Source organism: Embleya sp. NPDC055664, assembly GCF_053618075.1.
Genome location: NZ_JBSHGZ010000033.1, coordinates 94,705 through 118,464, shown reverse-complemented (window position 1 = coordinate 118,464; position 23,760 = coordinate 94,705). Strand labels below are relative to the sequence as shown.

22 protein-coding genes and 1 riboswitch are annotated in these 23,760 nt (G+C 71.9%); of the genes, 6 read left to right on the top strand and 16 right to left on the bottom strand.

What is annotated here, in order from left to right; genetic code table 11:
- The 7 genes from ACWGR4_RS37135 to ACWGR4_RS37105 form a co-directional block, all read right to left on the bottom strand.
- A partial coding sequence (locus ACWGR4_RS37135) for a hypothetical protein (RefSeq protein WP_452134303.1) occupies positions 1–190 on the bottom strand: 190 nt, incomplete at its 3' end.
- Between the two features lie 3 nt (positions 191–193).
- The gene (locus ACWGR4_RS37130; protein ID WP_452129627.1) at positions 194–1,294 is read right to left on the bottom strand and encodes an AAA family ATPase; all 1,101 of its coding nucleotides are present in this window, start codon (positions 1,292–1,294) and stop codon (positions 194–196) included.
- Positions 1,291–3,303, bottom strand: coding sequence for a VMAP-C domain-containing protein (locus ACWGR4_RS37125; RefSeq protein WP_452129626.1), 2,013 nt, complete (start codon positions 3,301–3,303; stop codon positions 1,291–1,293). The genes ACWGR4_RS37130 and ACWGR4_RS37125 overlap by 4 nt, the downstream gene beginning before the upstream one ends.
- A complete protein-coding gene (locus ACWGR4_RS37120; protein ID WP_452129625.1) occupies positions 3,300–4,520 on the bottom strand; it encodes a hypothetical protein in 1,221 nt (406 codons plus the stop codon). The genes ACWGR4_RS37125 and ACWGR4_RS37120 overlap by 4 nt, the downstream gene beginning before the upstream one ends.
- 99 nt (positions 4,521–4,619) lie before the next feature.
- Complete coding sequence (locus tag ACWGR4_RS37115; protein WP_452129624.1) at positions 4,620–5,198, bottom strand: hypothetical protein; 579 nt, start codon at positions 5,196–5,198, stop codon at positions 4,620–4,622.
- Between the two features lie 194 nt (positions 5,199–5,392).
- Complete coding sequence (locus ACWGR4_RS37110; RefSeq protein WP_452129623.1) at positions 5,393–6,196, bottom strand: CPBP family intramembrane glutamic endopeptidase; 804 nt, start codon at positions 6,194–6,196, stop codon at positions 5,393–5,395.
- Positions 6,197–6,224: 28 nt separating this feature from the next.
- Positions 6,225–7,703 carry a glutamate--cysteine ligase gene (locus tag ACWGR4_RS37105; protein ID WP_380000922.1) on the bottom strand — a complete coding sequence of 493 codons (1,479 nt, stop codon included), beginning with the start codon at positions 7,701–7,703 and terminating at the stop codon, positions 6,225–6,227.
- Between the two features lie 301 nt (positions 7,704–8,004).
- Here ACWGR4_RS37105 and ACWGR4_RS37100 point away from each other — a divergent pair, with 301 nt between their 5' ends.
- The 6 genes from ACWGR4_RS37100 to ACWGR4_RS37075 all read left to right on the top strand — a co-directional run bounded on the left by ACWGR4_RS37100 (position 8,005) and on the right by ACWGR4_RS37075 (position 13,267).
- On the top strand, positions 8,005–8,841 hold the full coding sequence (locus ACWGR4_RS37100; protein WP_452129622.1) for a polysaccharide deacetylase family protein: 837 nt from the start codon (positions 8,005–8,007) through the stop codon (positions 8,839–8,841).
- Positions 8,842–9,041: 200 nt separating this feature from the next.
- Entirely contained in the window at positions 9,042–10,352 is a 1,311-nt protein-coding gene (locus tag ACWGR4_RS37095) for a hemolysin family protein (protein WP_452129636.1), read from the top strand.
- The gene (locus ACWGR4_RS37090) at positions 10,349–11,338 is read left to right on the top strand and encodes a hemolysin family protein (RefSeq protein WP_452129621.1); all 990 of its coding nucleotides are present in this window, start codon (positions 10,349–10,351) and stop codon (positions 11,336–11,338) included. The genes ACWGR4_RS37095 and ACWGR4_RS37090 overlap by 4 nt, the downstream gene beginning before the upstream one ends.
- A 222-nt stretch (positions 11,339–11,560) precedes the next feature.
- Positions 11,561–12,130 carry a hypothetical protein gene (locus ACWGR4_RS37085; RefSeq protein WP_380000928.1) on the top strand — a complete coding sequence of 190 codons (570 nt, stop codon included), beginning with the start codon at positions 11,561–11,563 and terminating at the stop codon, positions 12,128–12,130.
- Positions 12,131–12,282: 152 nt separating this feature from the next.
- Positions 12,283–12,483, top strand: coding sequence for a DUF5999 family protein (locus ACWGR4_RS37080; RefSeq protein WP_126640671.1), 201 nt, complete (start codon positions 12,283–12,285; stop codon positions 12,481–12,483).
- 184 nt (positions 12,484–12,667) lie between these two features.
- A complete protein-coding gene (locus tag ACWGR4_RS37075) occupies positions 12,668–13,267 on the top strand; it encodes a TetR/AcrR family transcriptional regulator (protein WP_380037859.1) in 600 nt (199 codons plus the stop codon).
- A gap of 37 nt (positions 13,268–13,304) precedes the next feature.
- Here ACWGR4_RS37075 and gcvP read toward each other — a convergent pair whose 3' ends face one another.
- The 9 genes from gcvP to ACWGR4_RS37030 all read right to left on the bottom strand — a co-directional run bounded on the left by gcvP (position 13,305) and on the right by ACWGR4_RS37030 (position 23,506).
- The gene (gcvP, locus tag ACWGR4_RS37070) at positions 13,305–16,226 is read right to left on the bottom strand and encodes an aminomethyl-transferring glycine dehydrogenase (RefSeq protein WP_380000932.1); all 2,922 of its coding nucleotides are present in this window, start codon (positions 16,224–16,226) and stop codon (positions 13,305–13,307) included.
- Positions 16,227–16,425: 199 nt separating this feature from the next.
- Positions 16,426–16,522: riboswitch (glycine riboswitch) on the bottom strand.
- A gap of 71 nt (positions 16,523–16,593) precedes the next feature.
- Complete coding sequence (locus tag ACWGR4_RS37065) at positions 16,594–18,003, bottom strand: DNA polymerase IV (protein ID WP_452129620.1); 1,410 nt, start codon at positions 18,001–18,003, stop codon at positions 16,594–16,596.
- A 97-nt stretch (positions 18,004–18,100) separates the two neighbouring features.
- On the bottom strand, positions 18,101–18,787 hold the full coding sequence (locus tag ACWGR4_RS37060; RefSeq protein ID WP_452129619.1) for a SanA/YdcF family protein: 687 nt from the start codon (positions 18,785–18,787) through the stop codon (positions 18,101–18,103).
- Between the two features lie 47 nt (positions 18,788–18,834).
- Entirely contained in the window at positions 18,835–19,449 is a 615-nt protein-coding gene (locus ACWGR4_RS37055; protein ID WP_380000939.1) for a MerR family transcriptional regulator, read from the bottom strand.
- A 367-nt stretch (positions 19,450–19,816) separates the two neighbouring features.
- On the bottom strand, positions 19,817–20,290 hold the full coding sequence (locus tag ACWGR4_RS37050) for a bifunctional nuclease family protein (RefSeq protein WP_020548711.1): 474 nt from the start codon (positions 20,288–20,290) through the stop codon (positions 19,817–19,819).
- A 160-nt stretch (positions 20,291–20,450) separates the two neighbouring features.
- Positions 20,451–21,212, bottom strand: coding sequence for a transcriptional regulator FtsR (gene ftsR, locus ACWGR4_RS37045; RefSeq protein ID WP_380000941.1), 762 nt, complete (start codon positions 21,210–21,212; stop codon positions 20,451–20,453).
- Positions 21,209–21,727 carry an FHA domain-containing protein gene (locus ACWGR4_RS37040; RefSeq protein ID WP_126640676.1) on the bottom strand — a complete coding sequence of 173 codons (519 nt, stop codon included), beginning with the start codon at positions 21,725–21,727 and terminating at the stop codon, positions 21,209–21,211. The genes ftsR and ACWGR4_RS37040 overlap by 4 nt, the downstream gene beginning before the upstream one ends.
- 379 nt (positions 21,728–22,106) lie before the next feature.
- A complete protein-coding gene (gene gcvH / locus ACWGR4_RS37035) occupies positions 22,107–22,493 on the bottom strand; it encodes a glycine cleavage system protein GcvH (RefSeq protein ID WP_380000943.1) in 387 nt (128 codons plus the stop codon).
- 74 nt (positions 22,494–22,567) lie between these two features.
- Positions 22,568–23,506 carry a DUF881 domain-containing protein gene (locus ACWGR4_RS37030; protein ID WP_452129635.1) on the bottom strand — a complete coding sequence of 313 codons (939 nt, stop codon included), beginning with the start codon at positions 23,504–23,506 and terminating at the stop codon, positions 22,568–22,570.
- Positions 23,507–23,760 lie beyond the last annotated feature (254 nt).

Below are 23,760 nucleotides of genomic sequence, written 5' to 3'. Positions count from 1 at the left end.
GCGCCGGCGGGGGCTCCCGTCCGGGCGCGATCGGCGGCGCGGGCCCGGGGGCCGCGGGCGCCGGGACGGCCGGCGTCGCGATCTCGGCCGCCGCGGCGGGCGGGCCGCCGCTCGTGTCGATCACGGCGGTCAACCACGCCCAGTCCAGGACCGCGTCGACGGCGACCCCGGCGGGGTCCTCCTCCGCCATCGCTCATCCCCCGTTCAGGTCGTGGAACAGGAGGGTGGCCAGCGTGTCGTTGGTGGGCAGGTGGTCGGCATGTCCGGCGCGCTCGCGGATCCCGTCGCGGAACTGCATCGCGTTGAGCAGCTGGTCGGGGGAGAGCAGCGGCCCGTCGACGCCGTTCGCCAACTCCAGGTAGTGGTCGAGCAACGACTCGTCGAGGGGCACTCCCTCGGGCAGGCGGCTGCGCACGATGCGCTTGAGCACGTCGCGCTCCGGGGCGCGCAGTTCCAGCGGCACGCAGCGCCGCCGAAACGCGGCCGGGAAGGCGCGTTCGCCGTTGCTGGTGAGGACGACGATCGGGAACGCGGCGCAGCGCACGGTGCCGTCGCGCACCTCGACCCGGGCTCCGAAGTCGCCGTCGTACGGTGTCACCTTCGCGCTGCGCAGCCGGGCCCGGCGCAGTTCGGGGATCTCGAAGCCGCCGGTCTCGAACACGTGCAGCAGGTCGTTGGGGAGGTCGACGTCGCTCTTGTCGATCTCGTCGATCAGCAGCACCCTCGGGTGTGGGCGGCGCAGCAGGGCGTCGCCGAGCGGGCCGAGGGTGATGTAGGCACCGATGTCGTCGACGTCGGCGCCGGCCGGGCCCGCCGCGCCCTTGGCGCGCAGGTTCATGTCGTGCAGGCGGGCGAGCACGTCGTATCCGTACAGCCCCTCGCGGAGGGTGGAGCGGCTGGTGATCCCCCAGCGCAGCACCGGGCCCAGGCGCAGCCGGGTCGCGATGCTGCGGGCCAGGGTGGTCTTGCCGGTGCCGGGGCGGCCGGTGACCAGGAGCGGCCGGCGCAGGTGGATCGCGGCGTTGACGAGGTCGTAGACGCGGCGGTCGCCGTGGAATTCGCCCGAGTACGGCTCGCCGGCGCGTTCGCCGGGCAGCGCGGCGGGCTCCGGCACGTGGTCCCCGACGTCGTCGGTGCCGAACAGCCGCCACGGCGGTGGAGGCGGGAGTTCGACCGGACCGGTCCCGGCCTGGGCCCCGGTCGCGCCGCCGGCGTCGCCGCGGTAGATCCACCACGGCGCGGCGGGCTCACCCGGATCGTGGTCCCCGACGGTGCTCGTCGTGGCCTGGCTCATCGCTCGTCCCCCCTGCCCGCCGGGGCGCCGCGCAGCAGTCCCGCACCCTGCCACGGACGCCAACCGGGATCGTCGAACACCAGCACGACCCGCTCCGGCGGCGTGGCCCTGCGCCCCAGGGTGCGCCGCAGGAGGGTCACGGCGGAAGGCAGTTGGGTCAGGTTTCGGTTCTTTTGCTCCAGCATCCGGTACAGGGTCCGCCCCACCGCGGTACCGGAGCAACCGCCGTGCGCGCCGTTCGTGCCGGCGCACGCGTCGGTACAGGTGGTCCCGTGCGTCCACAGCAGGGCCCAGTCGCCGCGGCCGACCGCGCTCTCGACCGCGCCGGGTCGGTCCGGTCGGTGCTCCCACCGGTAGTCCTGGAGGAAGCCGACGGCCTCGTCCTCGCAGTCGTGGCTGCCGCCCCCGCACAGGTGCCGATTCAGGTGCCGCACCGCCGGATTGGCGCGCAGGTTCGCGGATTCGGCCCAGGTGTCGTAGTGCATCGGCCGGGCCACGCCGTGCCGCACGATCGGCCGCAGCACCACCTCGTGGTGTTCGCCGAGCACGATGTGGTCGTCGGCGCCGCCGATCCGGACCGCCTCGAAGGGTTCGTTGAACAACTCGGTCGGCAGCACCAGTTGCACCCGGGCCTTGGCCAGGGAGGTCCAGCCGGTGCGGATCGTCAGGTAGAAGTCGGCGAGGTGGTCGGCGAGTCGCTCCCGGGGCAGGCCGGTGCCCGAGGGCAGGCCCGGCGGTGCCTCGAAATGTTCGAGGCCGACGTAGAACCGCGATTCGGCGTCGTAGCGCACCCGATCCGGCCCGTCGGACGAATATGCGTTCTCCCTGATGAACACCACGAGCGTCAGCGGTTGCCGTTCGCGTACCTCGGCCGGGCGGAACGCGTCGATGTGTCCGGCTTCGCGTAACTGCTCGGCCCAGTCGGCGACATGCGTCTGGTGGCATCCGGCGTACAGCCACTCCAGGAGGTGCCGGATCGGATGCCGGCCCGGCGGCCCGGGCAGCGACATCAGCGCCGCTCCCCACGCGGGGAGGTCGGCGCCGGCGAAAACCCACTCGGGGACGCCTCGTTCGCGCAGGTAGGTGCGCAGCACGGCGGGTTCGCCGGCGCCGATGTCCAGGTCGGCGAGGAGCGCGAGCAGGCGGTGTCGGTACAGGCCGAACTGGTTCTCGGGGTCGCGCTCGCCCTCGCGCCAGTCGGCGGCGCCGGGCCCGCGGTACATCGGCGACTGGCGCAGCGGTCGGCCCCCGGAACCGCTCGCGGCGAGCCGGGTGTCGATCTCGTCGAACATCTCGCGAAAGGCCGGCACGGTCAGCGCGTCCGGTCCCCGCAGGGTCAGGTGTTCGATCAGGGCCGTGGTGAACGCGGGCCGATCCGCCGGGCGGTAGGCGAACTGGCCGTCGTCGGCGGCGAAGACGGCGGAGATGCGGGCCTTGGCCGACTTGTCGCTCGGGCCGGCCGCGGTCAGATTCAGCGGGATGGCCCCGGGTTCACCCCGGCGGTCGGCGCAGGTCTCGAAGACCAGGAACTGGTCGACCCGGCGCGGCACCTCGCCGCAACGGGCCAGGAGTTCGTCGACGGCGATCGCCCGGACCGCGAGCCGGGAGTCACCCGCCAGATGGAACGCGGGCAGTTCCAGCCACCGCCCGTGCGCGTCCAGCCGGCCGTGGCCGGTCCAGTGCAGCAGGAACCGGTCGCCGTCCCGCCAGTGCTCCCCGATCCCGCCGATCACCCGCTCGAAATCCACGTGTTGCAGCTCACCGGGCCCGGCGCCGGGTCCGACCAGGATCGAATCCGCCGCGATCAACTCGCGCAGCCGCTCGGCGGTCGGCTCGGACGCGGCCCGCACCGACGCGAGCACGGTGATCCGCTCGGCACCGGAGGCACCGCTCGTGTGCAGCCATTCGACCAGTTCCAGGGTCTGCGCGAGCGCGCCCGGCAGATCGCCCGGCCCTCCCTCGTGCGCCGGATAGTGCTCGACGCAGACGAACAGGGCGTGCACCGTCACCGAGCGCCCTCCACCGCGCGCGCGATCTCGTCGTAGAGCCGCGAGCAGCGCCAGTAGGCGCCGTGGGACCGGGGGAAGGGTCGGCGCACCCGGACCTCGACGTCGCGCACCGCCGTCCCGAAGACGGGCGCGGCGCGGAACGACAACCAGTCGCGGGCGTTCCACACGTTGGTCCACGGAATGCTCAACCGGCTCGGCGGGTCCGCCTGCGCCGGATGGGTCGCGAGCGCGCCGACCGCGCCGAGGTAGCCGATCTGCGAGCCGACGGTGATCAGCGCCCGCACGCCCGGGAGCGGATGGCGCCGCCGCTCGGCCGTGTCCGGTCCGGCCGCCTCGGCCAGCGTCTCGAACGAGGCGATCCCACCCAGGGAGTGCGCGAGCAGCACCACCGGCCCCTCGATCCGGGCGATCCGCGCCGCGAGGTAGGCGCGCAGCGTCGCGCCGTGCGCCTGGTAGTGGAGGATGTCGCCGATCGCGGGCACGCTGCCGCCCAGGGTGCCGCCGCGCAGCGTGTTCTGCAGCGGCCAACTCGCGTACATCAGGCCGCTCTTGAAGGTCCGGCCGACCCAGGTGCCGCCGGCGGTGGTGCCGCCGCACGCGTCGCGCACGGCGGCGACGAGGGTGTCGCGCCACTCCGGCGACCACGCGGTCGGCGCCTTGGACCGCGCGGCGAGCGCCTGCTCGAAGCCGGCCACCACCGCCCGGCCGATCACGTCGTAGTCGGCGCTCGCGGCCAACGCCTCGACGGCGGCGGTGAATTCGGCCGAGTCGGCGACGTCCCGCGCCGCCGCGGCGAAGACGTCCGGCCACTCGGGCGGCACGCCGGGCAACACCGCAGCAAGGTCGATCCCGACCACGTCGTGCTCCACCGCCCAGCGCAGGTCCTCCGCCGCCTCGGTCCGCCGCCCGCCGGGCACCGCGCCCGCGGCCACTTCGCGCAGTTCGTGGCGGGGGTGTCGTTCCAACACCGCCCACAACCGCAGTTCGGCCTCCTCGGGGTCGACCTCGGCGGCCGGTCCGCCCTCGGCGGGGTCGGCAATCCCGATCAGCGCGCGCAGTGCGGGCGAGACCTCGACGCCGAACGCCGCGCCCCAGTCCACCGGTTCCACCCGCACCCCCGGCAGCCGCGCGGCGACCCTGGCGGTGATGGTGCGGACCGCAGCCGAGTCGGTCACATCGCGCACCCCGGTTCCGTGCACGAAGACGAGCGTGGTCATGGGCTCTCCCCCGGAGTCGATCTCGATCCGCCCCGCCCGCCGTACGCTAGTGATCCAACCGACTCGATGGAGTGTGTTCCGAGGCGCCCCCGCGATCGCTCAATGTGTGCAGGCGGGGATCTGTTTGCTCACGTCGCCGCCGGTGTCCAGGAATATCGCGGGCACGAAGCCGGTCCTGCCCTCCACGTCGATCTGCGCCCAGGTCTTGCTGGAGGAGCCCGCGTAGTAGGCGATCGAGCCCTCCGTGTGGCAGTTCGCGCGCACCTCGGTGCCGGTCTTGATCTGCACGACCTTGTCCGACTGGTAAGACGTGCCCTTGTACAGCACCAACTGGCCGCCGGTGTGCACGGTGGCCGCGACCGAGCCCGGCTTGGGCCCCGCCGCGCTCTGCCCGGGCCCGGTGGTGGCCTTGCCCGTACCCGACTTGCTCGCACTCGCCGACGCCGACGAACTCTTGCCGCCGGTCGTGTCCGCCGACTTCTTCTTGTCGTCGGATCCGCCGCCGTCCACCGTGAGCAGCGCCACGAAGAAGACGATCACCAGCAGGATCAACCCGCCGGCCACCATCAGGATCCGCACCGGGTGTCGACTCAGCGCGTTCAACCCGAACCGCCCGCGCGGCCGCCCGCCGATGGGGTTCGGTGTGGAGAAGAACTCCGCCCGCCTCCGGTTGTCCATACGACCCCCTGCGTCCCCGCGTCGCCCGATATGCGCCTGTCCGCCGGCGAACCCCGCTCGATGGAGGTCTGCCCACAATGCCCATCAGACACCAACGACGCCCACAAGACGTACCCACGAGTCCACAAATCGATCGTCGCGACCGACCACGACAAGGCCGCCCGACCCCGGAGTCGGGCCGGGCGGCCGCCGGGTCAGGCCGTCGGCAGCCAGTCCACTCGGCCCGCCAGCAGCACGTATCCCACGAACGCCACGATGTCGATCAGCGCGTGCGCCACGAGCAGCGGCATCACCCGTCCCCAGCGCCGGTAGAGCAGGCAGAACAGCACGCCCATCACCACGTTGCCGAAGAACCCGCCGATGCCCTGGTACAGGTGGTAGGAGCCGCGCACGACCGCACTGATCGCCACCGCCTTGACCCACGGCACCCGCAACTGGTCGAGCCGGCGCAGCAGATAGCCGAGGACGATCACCTCCTCCAGGGCCGCGTTCTGGATCGCGGACAGGACCAGGACCGGGATCCGCCACCACACGTCGGGCAGCGTGGTGGGCACCACGGTCAGGTTCGCCCCGGCCGCGTGCGCGCCCAGGTACAGCGCCAGGCCGGACCCGCCGATCGCCGCGGCGACCGCCGTCCCGCGCCCCAGGTCCCACCACGGACGGGTTCGGTCCACCCCCAGGACGCGCAGCGAGGAGTCCTCGCGCATCAGCAGGTGCGCGACCAGGAAGACCGGCACCAGGGCGGTGGCGATCCCGAACAGCTGCCAGGCCAGGTCCAACCAGGGCCGATCCACCGCGCGCGAACCGTTCAACACCGCGGCCTTGTGGCCGAGCCCGCCCGGCGCGGTCAGCGAACCCAGGAAGGAGATCAGCGAGGAGACCCCGGACGCCCCCAGGGACAGGGCCAGCACCAGCACCACCTCGGAGCGCAGCACGCGGCGCCGGGGCTCGGTGGGCGTCTCGACGGTCTCGGACGCGGGCTCGGTGATCACAGGCACACGGTATCGAGCGCGGATAAGCCCGCCGTCAGCCCACGGGCCATGTGTGCACCGGGTCCCCGCCGCGCATGTGCTCGGCATAGCGCAGGGTCATCGCACGCAGCGCCTCCAGCCGGTCCATGCCCTTGGCGTCGCGGTAGTGGTGGTACTGCGCGCTCTGCCAGCCGGCCCCGTTGACCCGCAGCAGGCAGCGCTGCTCGATGATGCCCAGGTACTCGTCCCGCTCGCGCGGGTCGATGCCCCACCGATCCAGCCCCTCGTACGCGCGCGGCAGCAGGTCGTCCAGGACCAGTCGGGTGACCGGAACGGTGCCGTGGCCGGGCCAGTTCAACTCGGCGTCGATGCCGAAGCGGGCACCCGCGTGGAAGTTCGCGGTGGCCACCTCGAACGGCATCCGCTCCCACACCGGATGCTCGTCGTCCACCAGCGAGCGCACCAGGCCGTAATAGAACGCCGCGTTGGCCATGATGTCGACCACGGTCGGCCCGGCCGGCAACACCCGGTTCTCCACCCGCAGATGCGGCTTTCCGCGCGCGACGTCGTACACCGGGCGGTTCCACCGGTAGATGGTGCCGTTGTGCAGCTTGAGTTCACGCAGATGCGGCACGTCGCCCCGATCCAGCGCCTCGATCGGATCCTCGTCGTCGCAGATCGGCAACAGCGACGGGAAATACCGCAGGTTCTCCTCGAACAGGTCGACCACCGAATCGATCCAGCGTTCGCCGAACCAGGTCAGCGGCCGAACACCCTGCGCGATCAATTCCTCCGGCCGGGTGTCGCACGCCTGCTCGAACAGGATCGGCCGGGTCTCGCACCACAACTCGCGACCGAACAGGAACGGCGAGTTCGCGCCGATGCCGCACTGCACTCCGGTGATGGACTGCGCCGCGTTCCACAGCGGGGCGAAATTGCGTGGCGTGACCTGGAGGTGGAACTGCACGGACGTGCACGCGGCCTCGGAGACGATCGTGGTGGAGGTGGTGTCCAGCCGCTCGACGCCGTCGATGCGCAGCCGGATGTCCTCGCCCCGGGCGTTCAGGATCTGGTCGTTGAGCAGCGTGTAGCGCGCATTGTCGGATATCGTCTCGAACGCCATGTGCGCGTCGGTGAGGGTCGGCAGAATTCCGATCATCACGATCCGCGCGTCGAGTTCGGCGGCCTTGCGATCCGCGTAGTCCAGGCTCGTGCGCAGTTCCTCCACCAATTCGGAGAACACCGGTCCGGTCAGCCGGTGCGGCGGAATGTTGACCTCGATGTTGAAGAGGCCGAGTTCGGTCTGGAAATCGGGGCTGGCTATCCGGCGCAGTACTTCGGCATTGCTCATCCGAGGCCGCCCCGCGGCATCGGCCAGGTTGAGTTCGATCTCGACACCCATGAGCTTTCGAGCGCTCTCGAACCGGTTCTCGTCGAGCATGCGTTGGAGTGTTTCCAGACATCGACGCAATTTGTGCCGGTAGCGCTGCCGGTCGGACCGGCCGAACTCGGTGACCTCGACCTTTTCGCCCATGAATGCCCCTCCCCAGGAACCCGACTCCGGTACGGAGCCGGTCGAGTGGTCGCAATCCGGTACCTGTCGGATCGGGACGTGCCGAACGTTCCCGCCGACGTTCCCCTCAACCGATGCATCGGGCCGACATTGGGAACATTACCGATCGACCGTGACGAATCACAGGGGAACCACGAGGCCGACAACCACGTCACTGATCACATCGAGGATGCATCCGGTGGTCGATCTTCAAGCCTTGTCGGCGATCACCTAGGGTGGCCTCTTCCCAAGGCGCCGAAGCGAGATCTTTTTGGGGGTTGTCGTGCGGGGGTTGATTCGGGCACTGCCGATACAGGGTCTGCGGTTCCAGGCAGTGGTCACGGTCATCGCGATCCTCGTCTGTGGCGCACTCGTGTGGAATGTCGCCGGCGACGGTCGCTGGTCTTCGGCGGCGGCCTCGCCCCAGGCCGGCAACGCGCCCAAGGAGATACAGGCACCGCTGCAACCGGGCAGCCCGAACGCACAGGAGCCGGCCACACCGCCGGCCGCGCAGCAGCCGCCGGTCGACTCCACCCTGGTGAGCAAGGTCAAGGGCGAGGGCAAGGTGGTCGCCCTGACCCTGGACGACGGGCCGTGGCCCGAGTGGACCGACAAGGCCCTGTCGATCCTCGCCCGCAACGACGTCAAGGCCACCTTCTGCATGGTCGGCCAGCAGGCCAAGGACCACCCGGACCTGGTCCGCAAGGTGGTCGCGGCCGGCCACACGCTGTGCAACCACAGCATGACGCACGACATCAACCTGAAGAAGCGCACGCCGCAGGAGATGCACGGCCAGATGCAGGAGACCCTGGAGTGGATCCACAAGGCCTCCCCCGGCACGCCCGTGCGCTGGTTCCGCGCCCCGGGCGGCAACTGGTCCGAAGAGGTCCGCCAGACCGCCGCGTCGCTCGGCATGGGCTCACTGCACTGGACGGTGGACACCAACGACTGGCAGAAGGCCGGCGTCCCCAAGATGCTCCAGAACGTCCACGGCCAACTCGGCCCCCGAGGCATCATCCTGTGCCACGACGGCGGCGGCGAACGCAGCCAAACCATGACAATGCTCGAACAGATAATCCCCGAACTAAAGTCCAACGGCTACACCTTCGTAACCCCGTAGCCCCCCGACCAATCCAGCCCGTCCGGCGCTTGAGGACAAAGCAACCCGCAGCCGCAACCTCCAGGCACGACGCCACCAAACCCAGCCCGTCCGGCGCTTGAGGACAAAGCAACCCGCAGCCGCAACCTCCAGGCACGGCGCCACCAAACCCAGCCCGTCCGGCGTTTGAGGACAAGGCCCCCGGATGGGCGGCCGAACGCATACTCCCGCGCCCACCGGGCAGGAGCGCACAAGCGCTCGCTCCCCCGGAGGCCCCCATCGACACCCCCCTCGCCATCGGCCTCCTCCTACTCCTCATCGCCGGCAACGGCATGTTCGTCGCCGCCGAGTTCTCCCTCGTCACCGTCGAGCGCAGCGACGTCGCCGCCCGAGCCGAAGCCGGCGACCGCGGCGCCCGTCGGGTACTCCACGGCCTGCGCACCCTCTCCTTCCAACTCTCCGGCGCCCAACTCGGCATCACGCTGACCTCGCTGATCGCCGGCTACCTCGCCGAAGCCGCGTTCCGCCTCCCCAGGTTCGCCGCCCTCGTGCTGGCCTCCACGTTGCAGATGGTGCTGGGCGAACTCGTGCCCAAGAACGCCGCGATCGCCCGCCCCCTGGGTGTCGCCCGCGTCGCCGGCCCGTTCCAGATCGGCTTCTCCCGGCTCTGCCGCCCGCTGATCGTCTTCCTCAACGGCTCCGCCAACGTCCTCGTACGCAAGCTCGGGATCGAGCCGCAGGAGGAACTCGGCTCGGCCCGCTCCCCCGACGAACTCGCCCAACTGGTCCGGCATTCGGCCCGCGCCGGCGCGCTGCCCGTCGGCACCGCCCGGATCCTGAACCGCGCCCTGCGCTTCGCCGGCAAACAGGCCGCCGAGGCGATGACCCCGCGCACCGAACTGGTCACCCTGCCCGCGACCGCATCGGTGACCGAACTCCTCGACACCGCCCGGGCGTGCGGCCACAGCCGCATCCCGGTGCGCGGCCAGGACCTGGACGAGATCGTCGGCGTGGCCGTGGTCCGCGACGCGCTGCGGGTGCCCGCCGCGGAGCGCCCACACACCCCGCTCACCCGGATCGCCCGCGCCCCGGTCCTGGTGCCCACCTCGCTCGACCTCCAACGCGCGGTCGAGCGCCTGCGCGAGGGCCGCACCCAGTTGGCCGTCGTGGTCGACGAATACGGCGGCACCGCCGGCGTGCTGACCGCGGAGGACCTGGCCGAGGAACTGGTCGGCGACCTCGCCGACGAACACGACCCGGCCGACGAGCCGGACGCGCCGCCGCAGCGCCCCCCGAGCACCCACGTGCTGCGCCTGTCCGGCCTGCTGCGCGCCGACGAGGTCGAGGAGGCCGGCGGCTGGCGCATGCCGGTCGGCGACTACAACACGCTGGCCGGCCTGGTCCTGGCCGAACTGGGTCGGCTGCCACAGGTGGGCGACCACGTGGACGTGGCCGGCCGACGGCTCACCGTGGTCCGGATGGACCGGCACCGGATCGACGAGGTGGAACTGCGGACGGAGACCGACGGATGATGGGCGACCTGCTGCTGTCGCTGGTCCTGCTCGCGGCCAACGCGTTCTTCGTCGGCGCCGAGTTCTCGGTGATCTCCGCCCGCCGCACCCGGATCGCGCCCCGGGCCGAGGCCGGCTCGCGCCGGGCGACCATGGTGCTCACCGCGATGGGCCGGCTGTCCACCATGCTCGCCGCCGCCCAACTCGGCATCACGGTGGCCTCGCTCGGCCTGGGCGCCGTGGCCGAACCCGCGCTCGCGCACCTGCTCGGCGCCCCGATCGAGGCACTGGGCCTGCCCGCCGGCGCGGTGCACCCGATCGCCTTCGTGGTGGGTCTGGCCGTGGTGGTGTTCTGCCACATGGTGCTCGGCGAGATGGTGCCCAAGAACATCGCACTGGCCGGGCCCGAGGAGTGCGCGATGTGGCTGACCCCGCCGCTGCTGGTGTTCGCCCGGGTGACCGCGCCGATCCTGTGGCTGTTCAACCACGCCGCCAACCTGTGCCTGCGCGTCTTCGGGGTGCGGCAGGTGGACGAGGTGCGCAGCGTGTACACGGTCGAGGAACTTCCGGCGCTGCTCGCCGAGTCGCGCGAGCACGACCTGCTCGACGTGGACGAGCACGACCGGCTCGCCGGCGCGCTCGCGCTGCACTCCGGTACGGCCGCCGAGGTACTGCGCCCGTGGTCCGACGTGGTGGCGCTGCCCGCTCCGGTGTCGGCGGCCGCCCTCGAAGAGGTCGCGGTACGCACCGGCCTGTCCCGCTTCCCCGTCCTGGACCCCGCCGGGCACCCCGAGGGCTACGTCCACGTGCTCGATGTACTGGCGCCCGAAACGGACAGTTTGGTACCGGTCTATCCGCTTGTCACCGTCACCCCGGACACCGCGCTGACCGGCCTGTTGGCCCGCATGCGCGGCTCCCGCACCCATCTGGCCCTGGTACTGGCGCCGGACTCCGCGCCGCTGGGCCTGGTCACCCTCGACGACGTGATGTCCTCACTTTTCCCCTGATCGAGACTGTTCCAAAAGGTCTTCAATCGGGTGTCAGTTCGCAATACACCGTTACTTTTCGCAGCCGTTTCGGTACAATGCGCTGACCGGCCCTGCCGGGTCCCTTTGTACGCCGCCGGGTCGTCCCCCGGTCGGATACCCGGTTCCCCACAGCACAGCGCCGCTTTCCCCTCCCCGGATTTTCCGGGTTTCTTGGACTCTGCATCGAAATGAGGCGGTCTCATGGTCCTGCGTGTGCCCGAGGCTCCCGAATCGGCCCGACGAGCGGCGCGAGCCGTGCTCGATTCCCGTGAATCGCTTCCCGTCGACTGCCGCGCCGATCAAGCCGCGCTCACGGCCGGATTCCCGCACCGCGTCTTCGAGATCGACCTGCTCGACCTGGTCTCCGAGCGCGGTGTCCGCAGCGCTCGGCAGGTGGGTTGGCGCTGGCTCATGTGGTCCGGCGACACGGTCGTCGGCGGCATCGAGGTCCGCACCGGCCCGACCGGCCACGGCGTCGGCCGATTCGTCGAGGGCCCGTTCACCGTCGCCACCGCGCCCGCCGCCGCAGCGGCCCGCGCACTGCCGGGGACCCTGCTGCGCCGCGACGAGGCGCGCCTGCTGAACGTCCCCGGGATGTACATGGTCGCGCTCTGGCTGGCGGACGAGGCGGGCGGTGTCGACCTGCTCATCCCGCTCGCCCCGGCGCCCTGCGGGGTGCAGGCGCTGCGCGGATACACCGCGGCCGAACTGGCCGAAGTCCTGGCCGCGCGTACCCGCCGGCCGGCCGCCGTGGGGGCTCCGGACAGCTGATCACACCCGACCGTTCACACGTGTGGTCACATCTTGGGCGCAGTCGGGTGAGAACCGCGATAAGTCCTGCGCGAGGCGGTTTCAAGGCGGAGACTGTGATCTGCCGGGCAATGGGGCCCGGCGCGCTCCGCGCAGACAGAGAAGGTACGAGGATGTGCCAGCACCGACCGCATTGCCCCCCGGCGGACAGCCCCGATCGTGAGGCCGCCGTCGTCGTGGCCGCTCATTTCGAACAGGGATGGAGCCTGCTGTGCAACGGCGTCGTCCTGTTCGAGGACACGGGCGAACTGCTGCCGGACGGACGCACCATCGCCCCGCACCGACCCCGGGTGGGGTTGGTTTCGGCGGCCTGAACCGTTCGCACGGCCCTGACGAGCCGGAGGTCCCTCGGAACGACCTCCGGCTCTCGTCTGCCCGCAACCCGGTCCGACGGCGGCTCGTGGCCGGAGCCCGGGTCGACCCGGCATCCCCGCGCCCGCGGTCCCGATACAGTCCGAGCGGCACCGGCTACGCGCGACGACTCGGAGTTTTGTCCCCATGGGCATTGGCGACACTGGCGACACCCCTCGGCCCGGTCGCCCGCGTGACCCGCGCACCGACGAGTCGATCCTGGCCGCAGCCCGCGAACTGGTCGCCGAGCAGGGGTACAACCGGGTCAGTATCGACGCGGTCGCCCGCCGCGCGGGGGTGACCAGGCCGACCGTGTACCGCCGCTGGCCGTCGAAGGCGCACCTGGTGCACGAGGCGGTGTACCCGGCCCGCGAGATGAGCTTTCGGCCGCTGCCGCACGAGGACTTCGCCACCGGCGTGTCGCGCTTCGCCGAGGCCGCGCTCGACTCCTTCCGCCGCCCGGAGACCGCGGCGGCGGTGCCCGGGCTGCTCGCCGAGTACCGCGACCAGCCCGAGCTGAAGGATCTGCTCGTGGCCCGGATGGATCCGGTCCGGGCAATCTTCCGGGCCTTCGTCGCGGACGCGATCGCGCGTGGTCAGGCCCGCCCGGACCTGGACGCGGATCTGCTGTTCGAATCGCTCAGCGGCGCGTTGATGTTCGGCGTCCTGGGCAGCGACCTGGCCGCCAAGCCCGGCTTCGCCGCCTCGGTGGCCCGGCTGCTGACATACGGCGCGGCCCGCCCCTGAGCGGTGGCTCGGGGACGGGCCGCGCGGGCGCTGCGGATCAGTTGGCGCCGTACGCCTCGATCGGCGGGCACGAGCAGACCAGGTTGCGGTCGCCCTGGGCGCCGTCGATCCGACGCACCGGCGGCCAGTACTTCTCGGCCGGCACCACGCCGGCGGGGAACACCGCCTCCTCGCGCGTGTAGGCGTGCGCCCATTCGCCGGCCAGCAGCGCGGCGGTGTGCGGGGCGTTCGCCAGCGGGTTGTCGTCGGCCGGCAGGTCACCCGAGGCGACCCGGTCGATTTCGCCCTTGATCGCGATCATCGCGTCGCAGAACCGGTCGATCTCGTGCAGGTTCTCGCTCTCGGTCGGCTCGATCATCAGCGTGCCCGGCACCGGGAAGGACATCGTCGGCGCGTGGAACCCGTAGTCGATCAGCCGCTTGGCCACGTCGTCCACGCTGACGCCGGTGGCCTTGGTGATCCCGCGCAGGTCGATGATGCACTCGTGGGCGACCAGGTCGTTCGGGCCGGTGTAGAGCACCGGGAAGTGCGGCGCGAGCCGCCTGGCGATGTAGTTGGCGCCGAGCACGGCCACCTGGGTGGCCTCCTTGAGCCCCTCCGGGCCCATCAGGCGCAGGTAGGTCCACGGGATCGGCAGGATCGCCGCGGAGCCCCAGGGGGCCGCCGAGATCGGTCCCACGCCCGTCTCCGGGCCCGCGGTGGGCTGGAGCGGGTGGTTGGGCAGGTACGGCGCCAGGTGCGCGCGCACCGCGACCGGGCCGACGCCGGGACCGCCGCCGCCGTGCGGGATGCAGAAGGTCTTGTGCAGGTTCAGGTGCGACACGTCGGCGCCGATCGCGCCGCCGGGCTGGGCCAGGCCGACCAGCGCGTTCAGGTTCGCCCCGTCCACGTACACCTGGCCGCCGGCCTCGTGGATCGCCGCGCACACCTGCTCGATGCCCTCCTCGAACACGCCGTGCGTGGACGGGTAGGTCACCATCAGCACCGCGAGGGTGTCCCGGTACTGCTCGATCTTCGCGTGCAGGTCGGCCAGGTCCACGTCGCCGTTCTCACCGGTCTTGACCACCACCACGCGCATCCCCGCCATCACCGCGCTGGCCGCGTTGGTGCCGTGCGCGGAGGAGGGGATCAGGCACACGTCGCGCGCGGTGTCGCCGTTGGCGTGGTGGTAAGCGCGGACCGCCAGCAGCCCGGCGAGTTCGCCCTGGGAGCCCGCGTTGGGCTGGAGCGAGACCTTGGCGTAGCCGGTGATCCGGGCCAGCGAGTCGGCCAGCCCGTCGATCAACTCCAGGTAGCCCGCCGCCTGGTCGACCGGCGCGAAGGGGTGCATGTTCGCGAACTCGGGCCAGGTGATCGGCTCCATCTCGACCGTGGCGTTGAGCTTCATCGTGCACGAGCCGAGCGGGATCATGCCCCGGTCCAGCGCGTAGTCCTTGTCCGCGAGCCGGCGCAGGTAGCGCAGCATGTCGGTCTCGGAGCGGTGCGTGTGGAAGACCGGGTGGGTCAGGAACTCGGTGTCGCGCAGCAGCCCCGAGGGCAGCGCGTCGGCGGTCTCGGCGTCGAGCGCGGCCACGTCGCCGCTCACCCCGAACGCACCCCATACCGCCTCGACGTGCGCCCGCAGCGTGGTCTCGTCACACGTGATCGCCACGTGGTCCGCATCCACCGGCCGCAGGTTGACGCCGGCCGCGCGGGCCGCGGCGAGCACCTGCTCGGCCCGACCGGGCACCCGGGCGGTGACCGTGTCGAAGAAGTCGCCGTGCACCACCTCTACGCCGCCGGCCCGCAGCCCGCCCGCCAGCACCGCCGCGTAGCGGTGCGTGCGGCGCGCGATCGAGGCGAGCCCGTCCGGCCCGTGGTAGACCGCGTACATCCCGGCCATCACCGCGAGCAGCACCTGTGCGGTGCAGATGTTGCTGGTCGCCTTCTCCCGGCGGATGTGCTGCTCGCGTGTCTGCAGCGCGAGCCGGTACGCGGGCGCGCCGTCGGCGTCCACCGACACCCCCACCAGGCGGCCCGGCATGCTGCGGGTCAGCTTCTCGCGGACCGCCAGGTAGCCCGCGTGCGGGCCGCCGAAGGCCATCGGCACCCCGAACCGCTGGGTGGTGCCGACCGCGATGTCGGCGCCCATCGCGCCGGGCGCGCGCAGCACGGTGAGCGCGAGCAGGTCGGCGGCGACCGCCACCAGGGCACCCTGCGCGTGCGCGGCCTCGATCACCGGGGTCAGGTCGCGGACCAGACCGTCGGTGCCCGGGTACTGGAGCAGCACCCCGAAGCAGCCGCCCTCGGGCAACCCGTCGGCGGTGTCGGCGACCACGACCTCGATGCCCAGCGCCTGCGCGCGCGTGCGCACCACGGCGATGGTCTGCGGCAGCGTGGCCGCGTCCACGACGAACACGTCGCTCTTGGCCCGGCCCGCCCGGCGGGCCAGCGTCATCGCCTCGGCGGCGGCGGTGGACTCGTCGAGCAGCGAGGCGCCGGCCACGTCCAGGCCGGTCAGGTCGGTGACCACGGTCTGGAAGTTGAGCAGCGCCTCCAACCGGCCCTGGGAGATCTCCGGCTGGTAGGGCGTGTAGGCGGTGTACCAGGCCGGGTTCTCCAGCACGTTGCGGGTGATCACCGGCGGGGTGAAGGTGCCGTGGTAGCCGAGCCCGATCATCGAGGTCAGCACGGTGTTGCGGGAGGCCAGCTCGCGCAGTTCGGCCAGCACCTCGGCCTCGGTGCGCGCGGCCGGCAACTCGAAGCCCGCGAGCGCGCGGATCGCGGCGGGCACCGCCGCGTCGGTCAGCTCGTCCAGGGACCCGTAGCCGATCGCGGCGAGCATCTTCGCCTGTTCGTCGGTGTCCGGACCGATGTGCCGGCCGGTGAACGGCGACGCGGCCTCCAGGCCGGTCAACGAGCCGGGGCCGGAGGGGAGTACGGCGTGAGCACGCGTCGGGGCAGGGGTGCGCGGTGTCATCGCGAAAGGCCTCCTGGATCGCTCCTGGACGGACACGCGGGTCGCGCGCCCACCGGCCTCCCCCTCTGTCATCGGTACCTGAGAGCTTCACCCCGCCCGGAACACCGGCGGGGCCGGTCCCACGAACGCGATTTGCACCGTCGGCGAGGATCCGACCCGACTCGGCGAGCCACGTGCGGATCCTGCTTTCCAGAGTGCCCACGACCACGCGGTACGGGTGCCTGAGAGATTCCGGGGAGGAGTTGCTCCTTCGGCGCCTCGTGCGGACGACACGAGGACTCTCCCGCGCGAACGTAATGGGCGGCTTCAACGGTATCAGCGTGGCATCGGATGCGGACGGGACGCCAGGCCGGAGGGGTGCGGGTTGTCAGGTCGACGGGAGTGACGGGGGCGGTGGGCCGGGGTCGGCGGGCTCGGCGGGCCGGTCGCCCGCGGCGCCCGTGCCCGGCAGGGGCAGCGGCTCCCCCGGTCGCAGCGCCGGGTCGGCGAGGGCGAACGTACGCACCCGGCCCGGTTTTCCGCCCGGGACCTCGAAGCGCACCGTGACGCGGCCGATGCCGCTGCCCTGGACCCAGCCGGGGCCGAAGTCCTCGTGGACCACGTCCTGGCCGGGGGACCAGGAGACCCGCTCGGGGCCGGCCTCGGCGGGCTCCTCCCCCGTCCGCCCCGCGTCGTCGTCCTCCGGTCCCTCCGCCGGCGTGTCGGCGACGCCGAACAGGTCCTGCTGGGCGAAGTCGGCCAGGCCGCTGACACCCACCCCGAGCAGCCGCACCCCGCCCGTGACGTCCACCTGGGCGGCCAGGCGACGGATCGTCTCGCGCACCACGCCCGGGTCGTCGGTGGGGCCGCGCAACGTCTCCGAGCGGGTGAGCGTGCTGAAGTCGTAGCGGCGCAGCTTCAACACGATGGTGCGGCCGGAGCGGCCGGCCGCGCGCAACCGCTCCACGCAGCGGATCGAGAGCCGGTCCAACTCCCTGGTGATCCGCTCACGGTCGACCAGGTCGGTGGCGAAGGTGTCCTCGACCGACACCGACTTGGCGTCCCGGTCGGCCACCACCGGGCGCGCGTCCAGGCCCGCGGCCAGGACGTGCAGGCCGTGTCCGTGCGCCTGGCCCAGCAGGCGCACCAGTTCGCTCTCGTCCACCGCGGCCAGGTCGGCAACGGTGTCCAGGCCGGCCCGGCGCAGCACGTCGCCGGTGGCCGGGCCGACCCCGGGCAGCGCGCGCACCGGGAGCGGGTCGAGCATCGCCCGTTCGGTGCCGGGCACCACCACGCACAACCCGTCGGGCTTGTCCGCCTCGGAGGCGATCTTGGCCAGCAGTTTGGAGGTCGCCGCGCCGACCGAGCAGGTCAGGCCGGTGGCGGCGTGGATGTCGGCGCGCAGGCACACGGCGATCTCGGTGACCCGGGCGGTGTCCAGGGCGTCGCCGTGCGGGCCCGCGTCCAGGTCGATGAACGCCTCGTCCAGGCTGAGCGGTTCGACCAGCGGGGACAGCCGGTGCAGCAGCTCCATCACGGTGTCGCTGACCTGCCGGTACAGGCCGAAGCGGGGGCTGAGGAAGGCCGCGTTGGGGCAGCGCCGACGGGCCTCGCCGATGGACATCGCGGAGCGTACGCCGAAGACCCGGGCCTCGTAGGAGGCCGTGGCCACCACGCCCCGGGCGCCGATGCCGCCCACGATGACCGCCTTGCCGGCCAGGCTGGGCTTGGCGACCTGCTCGACCGACGCGTAGAACGCGTCCATGTCGAGGTGGAGGATGCCCGGCGCCTGTCTCACACCGCGCAATCATGACGCACCGGTCCGACATCTTCGGTGAACGGTCGTTCGGACGCGCCGAAGCGAGACACCGGGCGGCGGCCGGTCGTCCCGGCGGTCAGTCCTCCAGCGCGCGCCGGATCGCGTCGCTGGGGCCGGCGGTCACCCGGGGGTCCGGCTTGAACACGATCGTTCCGGTCGCCTTGATCGCGGCGAGCACCTCACGACCGGTTCCGTACACGGTGGGCCCGATGTGGCCCCACGTCAGGGATCGGTCCGGAACACCGTAGGCATCGATGCCGGCGGCCTTGCACAGCGCCAGCGCACGCCGCAGATGGAAGCTCTGCGTGACCACGATCATCCGCTCGATGCCGTAGATCCGCTTCGCCCGGGCGCAGGACTCCCAGGTGGAGAATCCCGAATCGTCGCTCACGACACGTTTGTCCGGGACTCCGCGCTCGACGAGGTAGCGCCGCATCACCCCGGTCTCGTCGTAGCGGTTGCCGCCGCCGTCGCCGCTGACCAGGATCACCCGGGTCTTGCCGGTCCGGTACAGCCGCAACGCCACGTCGAGGCGGCGGGCCAGCAGATCCGACGGCCGATCCCCCCGCACGCCCGCGCCGAGCACCATCGTGACGTCGCGCGCGGGCACCCGTTCCACCGAGCGCACCCGGTCCCCGGCGTACAGATGCAGCCCCGTCATCGGGGCCAGTCCGACCGCCGTGAGCAGGACGACGGCCTGGTAGCCGCGCCGTTGGGCACGCCGTGAGCGGGGCAGGGTGGGGCGACGAAGGGGCACATCCACGTGGACGTCCCGCCCCGCGCGCCGGTTCCCATCGGCGGTGTCGCCGCTCAGACCGCGCGATCTCGACGCCTGCGGGCCAATTCGTCACCCGGATGAACCTGCGGGGTCGGCTCCCCGGTGCCGGTGTGCTCGCCCTGGAGCTGCGCGAGCGAGCCCTCGACCTCGCGCCACACCGCCCCCACCGCGATGCCGAAGACCCCCTGGCCGCCTTGGACCAGGTCGATGACCTCGTCGTAGGACGTGCACTCGTACACGCTCGCCCCGTCGCTCATCAGGGTCATCCCGGCCAGGTCGCCGATGCCGCGTCCGCGCAGGTGGGCGACCGCGATCCGGATGTTCTGCAGCGAGACGCCGGTGTCCAGGAGCCGCTTGACGATCTTCAGCACGAGGATGTCGCGGAAGCCGTACAGCCGCTGCGTGCCCGGGCCGTGGGCCGAGCGGACCGTGGGCTCGACCAGGCCGGTGCGGGCCCAGTAGTCGAGTTGCCGGTAGGTGATGCCGGCCGCCGCACAGGCGGTCGGGCCGCGGTAGCCCACGTCCTCCGACGGAGTGCCGGGTGGGACGACGTCCGGCCGCCGGAGGCCCGCACCGGGGTCGGTCGCCGGCAGAGGACGTGCCGTGCGGGCGCGCTCCGCCGCCGTGATGTCGCCGGTGCTGCTCACGCCGACCTCCCTTTCGTCCCCGCGCGCCCGGGTACGGCGCGAGGAGTCTCTTTCAGTCCCGGGCCGCAGGCGGCGAGGTGCAACGCGCAGGGGTCATCCCGGAACTGTCGATTTCGACGGTAGGCAGTCACCAACAGCGCGTCAACGACCGGGCCGTTCGGCACGCCGAGTGACGCTGCTCGCACGAGTGGTTTGATCCCGGCGCACACGGGTAGGTCTGCCGGCTTTGCCACTGATCGCTTCTGCCCGGAACCGATCGACCCTGATCGGTCCGAGACGCGAAGAACCGCCGACCGGGACCCGGTCGCCGAGGAGGCGAGGGGGTCGGTCGACGGTTCCGAGGATGCGCCGGGCCGGGGCGGGCCGGCTATTGGCTCGTGGTGCCGAAGTCCTCGGGCGAGATGTCGTTCAGGAACTCCCTGAACTTCTCGATCTCGTCCTCCTGCTCGTTGGGGATCACGATGCCGGCCTCGTCCAGGACCGCGTCGCTGCCCACGATCGACGTCCCGGTGCGTAGCGCGAGCGCGATCGCGTCCGACGGGCGCGCGCTGACCTCCACGCCGCCGGAGAAGACCAGCTCGGCGTAGAACACGCCCTCGCGCAGGTCGGTGATCCGGATCTGGGTCAATTCCTGCCCCAACGCCTCCAGCACGTCCCGGAAGAGATCGTGCGTCAGAGGACGCGCGGGTACCACGCCCTGTTGGGCGAACGCGATGGCCGTCGCCTCTACCGGGCCGATCCAGATGGGGAGATAACGATCGCCCCCCGTCTCCCGTAGGAGCACGATCGGCTGGTTAGAGGGCATCTCCACCCGGACGCCCACAACCTCTAGCTCGTTCACATCGCCACACTAGCGCGCCCGACTGTCGGTGACCGATCCCCGGGGGCCGAATAGGTCGGGGATTCGTCGTTTTTTCTTCGTGGCGCCGCCGGGGGTCGGCTCGGGTCCGGGGCCCGGCGGCGACCGTACGCCGGGGTAGGGCGCCGAGCGGGCGCGCCGGTCAGCGGCCCAGGCGTGGCGCGAGCGCGGAGGTGACCAGGACGGTGTGCAGGCGCGAGGTGAGCGCCAGCAGGTCGCGGACGGTCTCCTCGGCGCCCGCCTTGGCGCGGGCGCCCCTGCGGTGCAGGAGCGGCGCGACGATCTGCTCGACCAGGGCGGCCTCGCGGTCCGCCGCGGCCTTGGCCTGGCGCAGGTGGCGCGGCTCGACGCCGTAGCGGCCGAGCGCGGCCACCAGGCGGGCCACCACGAGCGCGTCCCCGTCGTAGACCACACCCTCCTGGGCCGCGTCCGCACCGGCCTCGTCGGGGCGCGGCCGGTGCGGCTGGATCAGGCCGAACTCCTCCAGGCGGGCCAGGTCCGCGTCCTGGATGCCGGCCGCGGCGATCAGCCCCGGCCGGTCCAGGAGCACCGTGCCCCCGTCCCGGCCGGCCGCTCCGGGATCGCCGCCCCCGTTTTGGGGGTGCTCGGATTCGGCCGGGGTCGGGCCGGCCGGTTCGAGCCCACGATCCATCGCGTCGAGCTGGTCCTTGATCACCCGCAGCGGCAGGTAGCGGTCGCGCTGCACACGCAGCACGTAGCGCAGTCGTTCGATGTCGGCGGGGCCGAACTTGCGGTAGCCCGACGGGCTCCGCTGCGGCTCGATGAGCCCTTCCGCCTCGAGGAACCGGATCTTGGAGATGCTGATGTCCGGGAACTCGGGACGCAACAGGGTCAACACCCCGCCGATGCTCGAGGAGACCGATCCGGCCGCCGCCGGACTCACCCCATCAGCCCCTGCCTGCTCGGGAAGAAGACCAGCCGGTACTTGCCGATCTGGACCTCGTCGCCCGGCGCCAGCGGGACCTCGTCGATGCGCTCGCGGCCCACGTAGGTGCCGTTCAGGCTGCCCACGTCGGCGACCGCGAAGCCCCCGGCGGTGCGGCGGAACTCGGCGTGCTTGCGCGAGACCGTCACGTCGTCGAGGAAGATGTCGCTCTGCGGGTGCCGACCGGCCGTGGTGCGGTCCGAGTCGAGCAGGAAGCGGCTGCCGGAGTTGGGGCCCCGACGCACCACGAGGAGCGCGGTCCCCGGCGGCAGCGCGTCCACCGCGGCCTGCGCCTCGGGGGTCAGGATCTCGCGGGGCGCGGGTTCCGCGTCCAGCGCCTCGATGCCGCTGATCGAGATGGTCGAGGTCTGCTCCGACGCCCGCTCGGCGCCGGCGCCCAGGCGCGCGCCGCAGTTGGAGCAGAATCGGCCGCCGGGCGGGTTGTGATGCCCACAGGTGCCGCACACGACCACGTCGGCCTCCTGACCCGTCCCGGTCGAACCTCGACCTTCGGTCGAGAGTTGTCCGAAACTTATGCGCGCCGTGTGTTCCTGGTCAACAGCGACATGCCCGGCGGTGGCGTCGGATTCGCCCATCCGGGGGGCGGGGGCGGGAGCGGGCGACGCGCCGGTGGAGGCCCCGTAAGGGGAACCCGGCGGCATCGTCGGCGGGGCGGCCGGCGGATTGCCGGACCTTCCCGCATCGGCAGCCGGCGCGTCGCCGGAGCGACGGGAACGACCGAACAATTTCGCGAACAACTTCACGGGCGAACCTCCCCGAGAGAACCTGGCCCGCCCGTGGGGCAGGAGGAGTGGGTCGTGGTGATGGACTGCCTACCGCTTCGCCGGGCCGTCAGGAGCCCAGGCTGTTCTGGTAGGCGGCCGCGTCCAAGAGCGCGGCCGGGGCGGCGGGGTCGTCGAGGCGCACCTCGAACATCCAACCATCGCCGTAGGGATCGGAGTTGACCAACTCCGGTGCACCGTCGAGCGCGTCGTTGACGGTGGTCACGACGCCGTCGAGCGGCGCGAAGAGGTCGCTGACACTCTTGGTCGATTCCAGTTCGCCGCAGGGCTCTCCGGCCACGACGCGGGTGCCGACCGGCGGCAGCGTGACGTAGACGATGTCACCGAGCGCGTCCTGCGCGAATTCGGTGATGCCGATCCGCACCGTCCCGGAGATCTCTTCCATGACGCGCACCCATTCGTGCTCCGTCGTGTACGCGAGATCTGCGGGGTACATGCGGACAGCCTGCCCTTCTTGCCTGATGAGTGATGCACCGACGGCGACCGGCGGACTGATTCTGTCAGGTGTGCTCACCCGTTACCGGCGCCCGGTGCCGAGCGAGCGTAACCAGGCTTGTTCGCAGGCCGCAAGGCGTCGATCTGCACGTCCTGCGAGGGGGTGACGATGGCCCCCGCCTGCTTCTTCTCCAGCGTCTTCACCACGCCTCCGGGGATGTTCAGCGCGGGCTGGAGATCCTGCGGATTGCCGATCACCTTGAACACGTACGGCGGCAGCACCTTGACGTCGTCGATCACGATGTCACCCGGCGGCGTGCCATTGAACCAGGTACCGGCCACCACGCGGACATCGTTGATCTGGATCACCTCGGCGCCCGCCGCACGCAGTTCCTGGAGCGTGTCGAGCAGCACGTCGCCGGTGACCTGCCGCTGCGGATCGGTGATCGTCAGTGTGATGCCGGGCCCGCTCGCCTTGACGGTGCCCGCCAGCACGCCCAGGGCGTCCGCCTTGGCCGCGTTCTGCTGCCGGGCCTCCTGGACCCGGTCGTTGCTGCTCTGCAGCTGTGTGCGGCTGTTCTCCAGGCGGTGCTTCTCGTCCTCCAACCGCCGTGTGCGCGCGTTGAGTTCGTCCAGCACCCGGACCAGGTCCTCCTGCCGCGCGCCGCGCAGCGGGTCCGACTCGTTGTTCGATCTGACCTGGATGGCCAGCCCGGCGCCGAGCGCGAACAGCAGCACGGCGCCCACGAGTTGGGCCCGGCTCACGCGCGGTGGCCAGAACGCCTCGATCAGCCGGCGCCGACCCGGCTGGTCGTCGACCGGCTCGGCGGCGTGCGACGCGACCGGATGCGGATCGACCCGGTCCGCCCCGTCGGGCGGCGCGGCCCCGACCGAATCCGATTCCGGCCCGGGCGTGTCGCGCGCTTCGGCGCGCGCCCCCGCGTGCGGGAGTTCGGACGGGTCGCCCGGTTCGGGTGTTTCACGCGGTTCGCGCGCCGGGAGCTTGTGCCGGATCTCGTGTGCGGACTCGCGCACCGGCGCGATGATCGGCGCGATCTCCGAGGTCACCTCGGCGGCCTGCTCGCGGATCCGCTCCCGGATGTGCCGACCCTCGTGGTAGAGGTCGACCGGGCGCCGGGTCTCGATCGTGGGTTTGCGGGCGGACGGCGCCTCCGGCTCCGGCTCGATCCCGGGGGCCGGCACCGGTTCCGGATCGGGGTCCGGATCCGGAATCGGAGCCGGAGCCGGAGCCGGTTCCCGCGCCGGCG

Bases quoted from the DNA above. Each gene is read 5' to 3' on its own strand.
- ACWGR4_RS37130 (WP_452129627.1), bottom strand. From the start codon at position 1,294: ATGAGCCAGGCCACGACGAGCACCGTCGGGGACCACGATCCGGGTGAG.
- ACWGR4_RS37120 (WP_452129625.1), bottom strand. From the start codon at position 4,520: ATGACCACGCTCGTCTTCGTGCACGGAACCGGGGTGCGCGATGTGACC.
- ACWGR4_RS37115 (WP_452129624.1), bottom strand. From the start codon at position 5,198: ATGGACAACCGGAGGCGGGCGGAGTTCTTCTCCACACCGAACCCCATC.
- ACWGR4_RS37105 (WP_380000922.1), bottom strand. From the start codon at position 7,703: ATGGGCGAAAAGGTCGAGGTCACCGAGTTCGGCCGGTCCGACCGGCAG.
- ACWGR4_RS37090 (WP_452129621.1), top strand. From the start codon at position 10,349: ATGATGGGCGACCTGCTGCTGTCGCTGGTCCTGCTCGCGGCCAACGCG.
- ACWGR4_RS37085 (WP_380000928.1), top strand. From the start codon at position 11,561: ATGGTCCTGCGTGTGCCCGAGGCTCCCGAATCGGCCCGACGAGCGGCG.
- ACWGR4_RS37080 (WP_126640671.1), top strand. From the start codon at position 12,283: ATGTGCCAGCACCGACCGCATTGCCCCCCGGCGGACAGCCCCGATCGT.
- ACWGR4_RS37075 (WP_380037859.1), top strand. From the start codon at position 12,668: ATGGGCATTGGCGACACTGGCGACACCCCTCGGCCCGGTCGCCCGCGT.
- gcvP (WP_380000932.1), bottom strand. From the start codon at position 16,226: ATGACACCGCGCACCCCTGCCCCGACGCGTGCTCACGCCGTACTCCCC.
- gcvH (WP_380000943.1), bottom strand. From the start codon at position 22,493: ATGTACCCCGCAGATCTCGCGTACACGACGGAGCACGAATGGGTGCGC.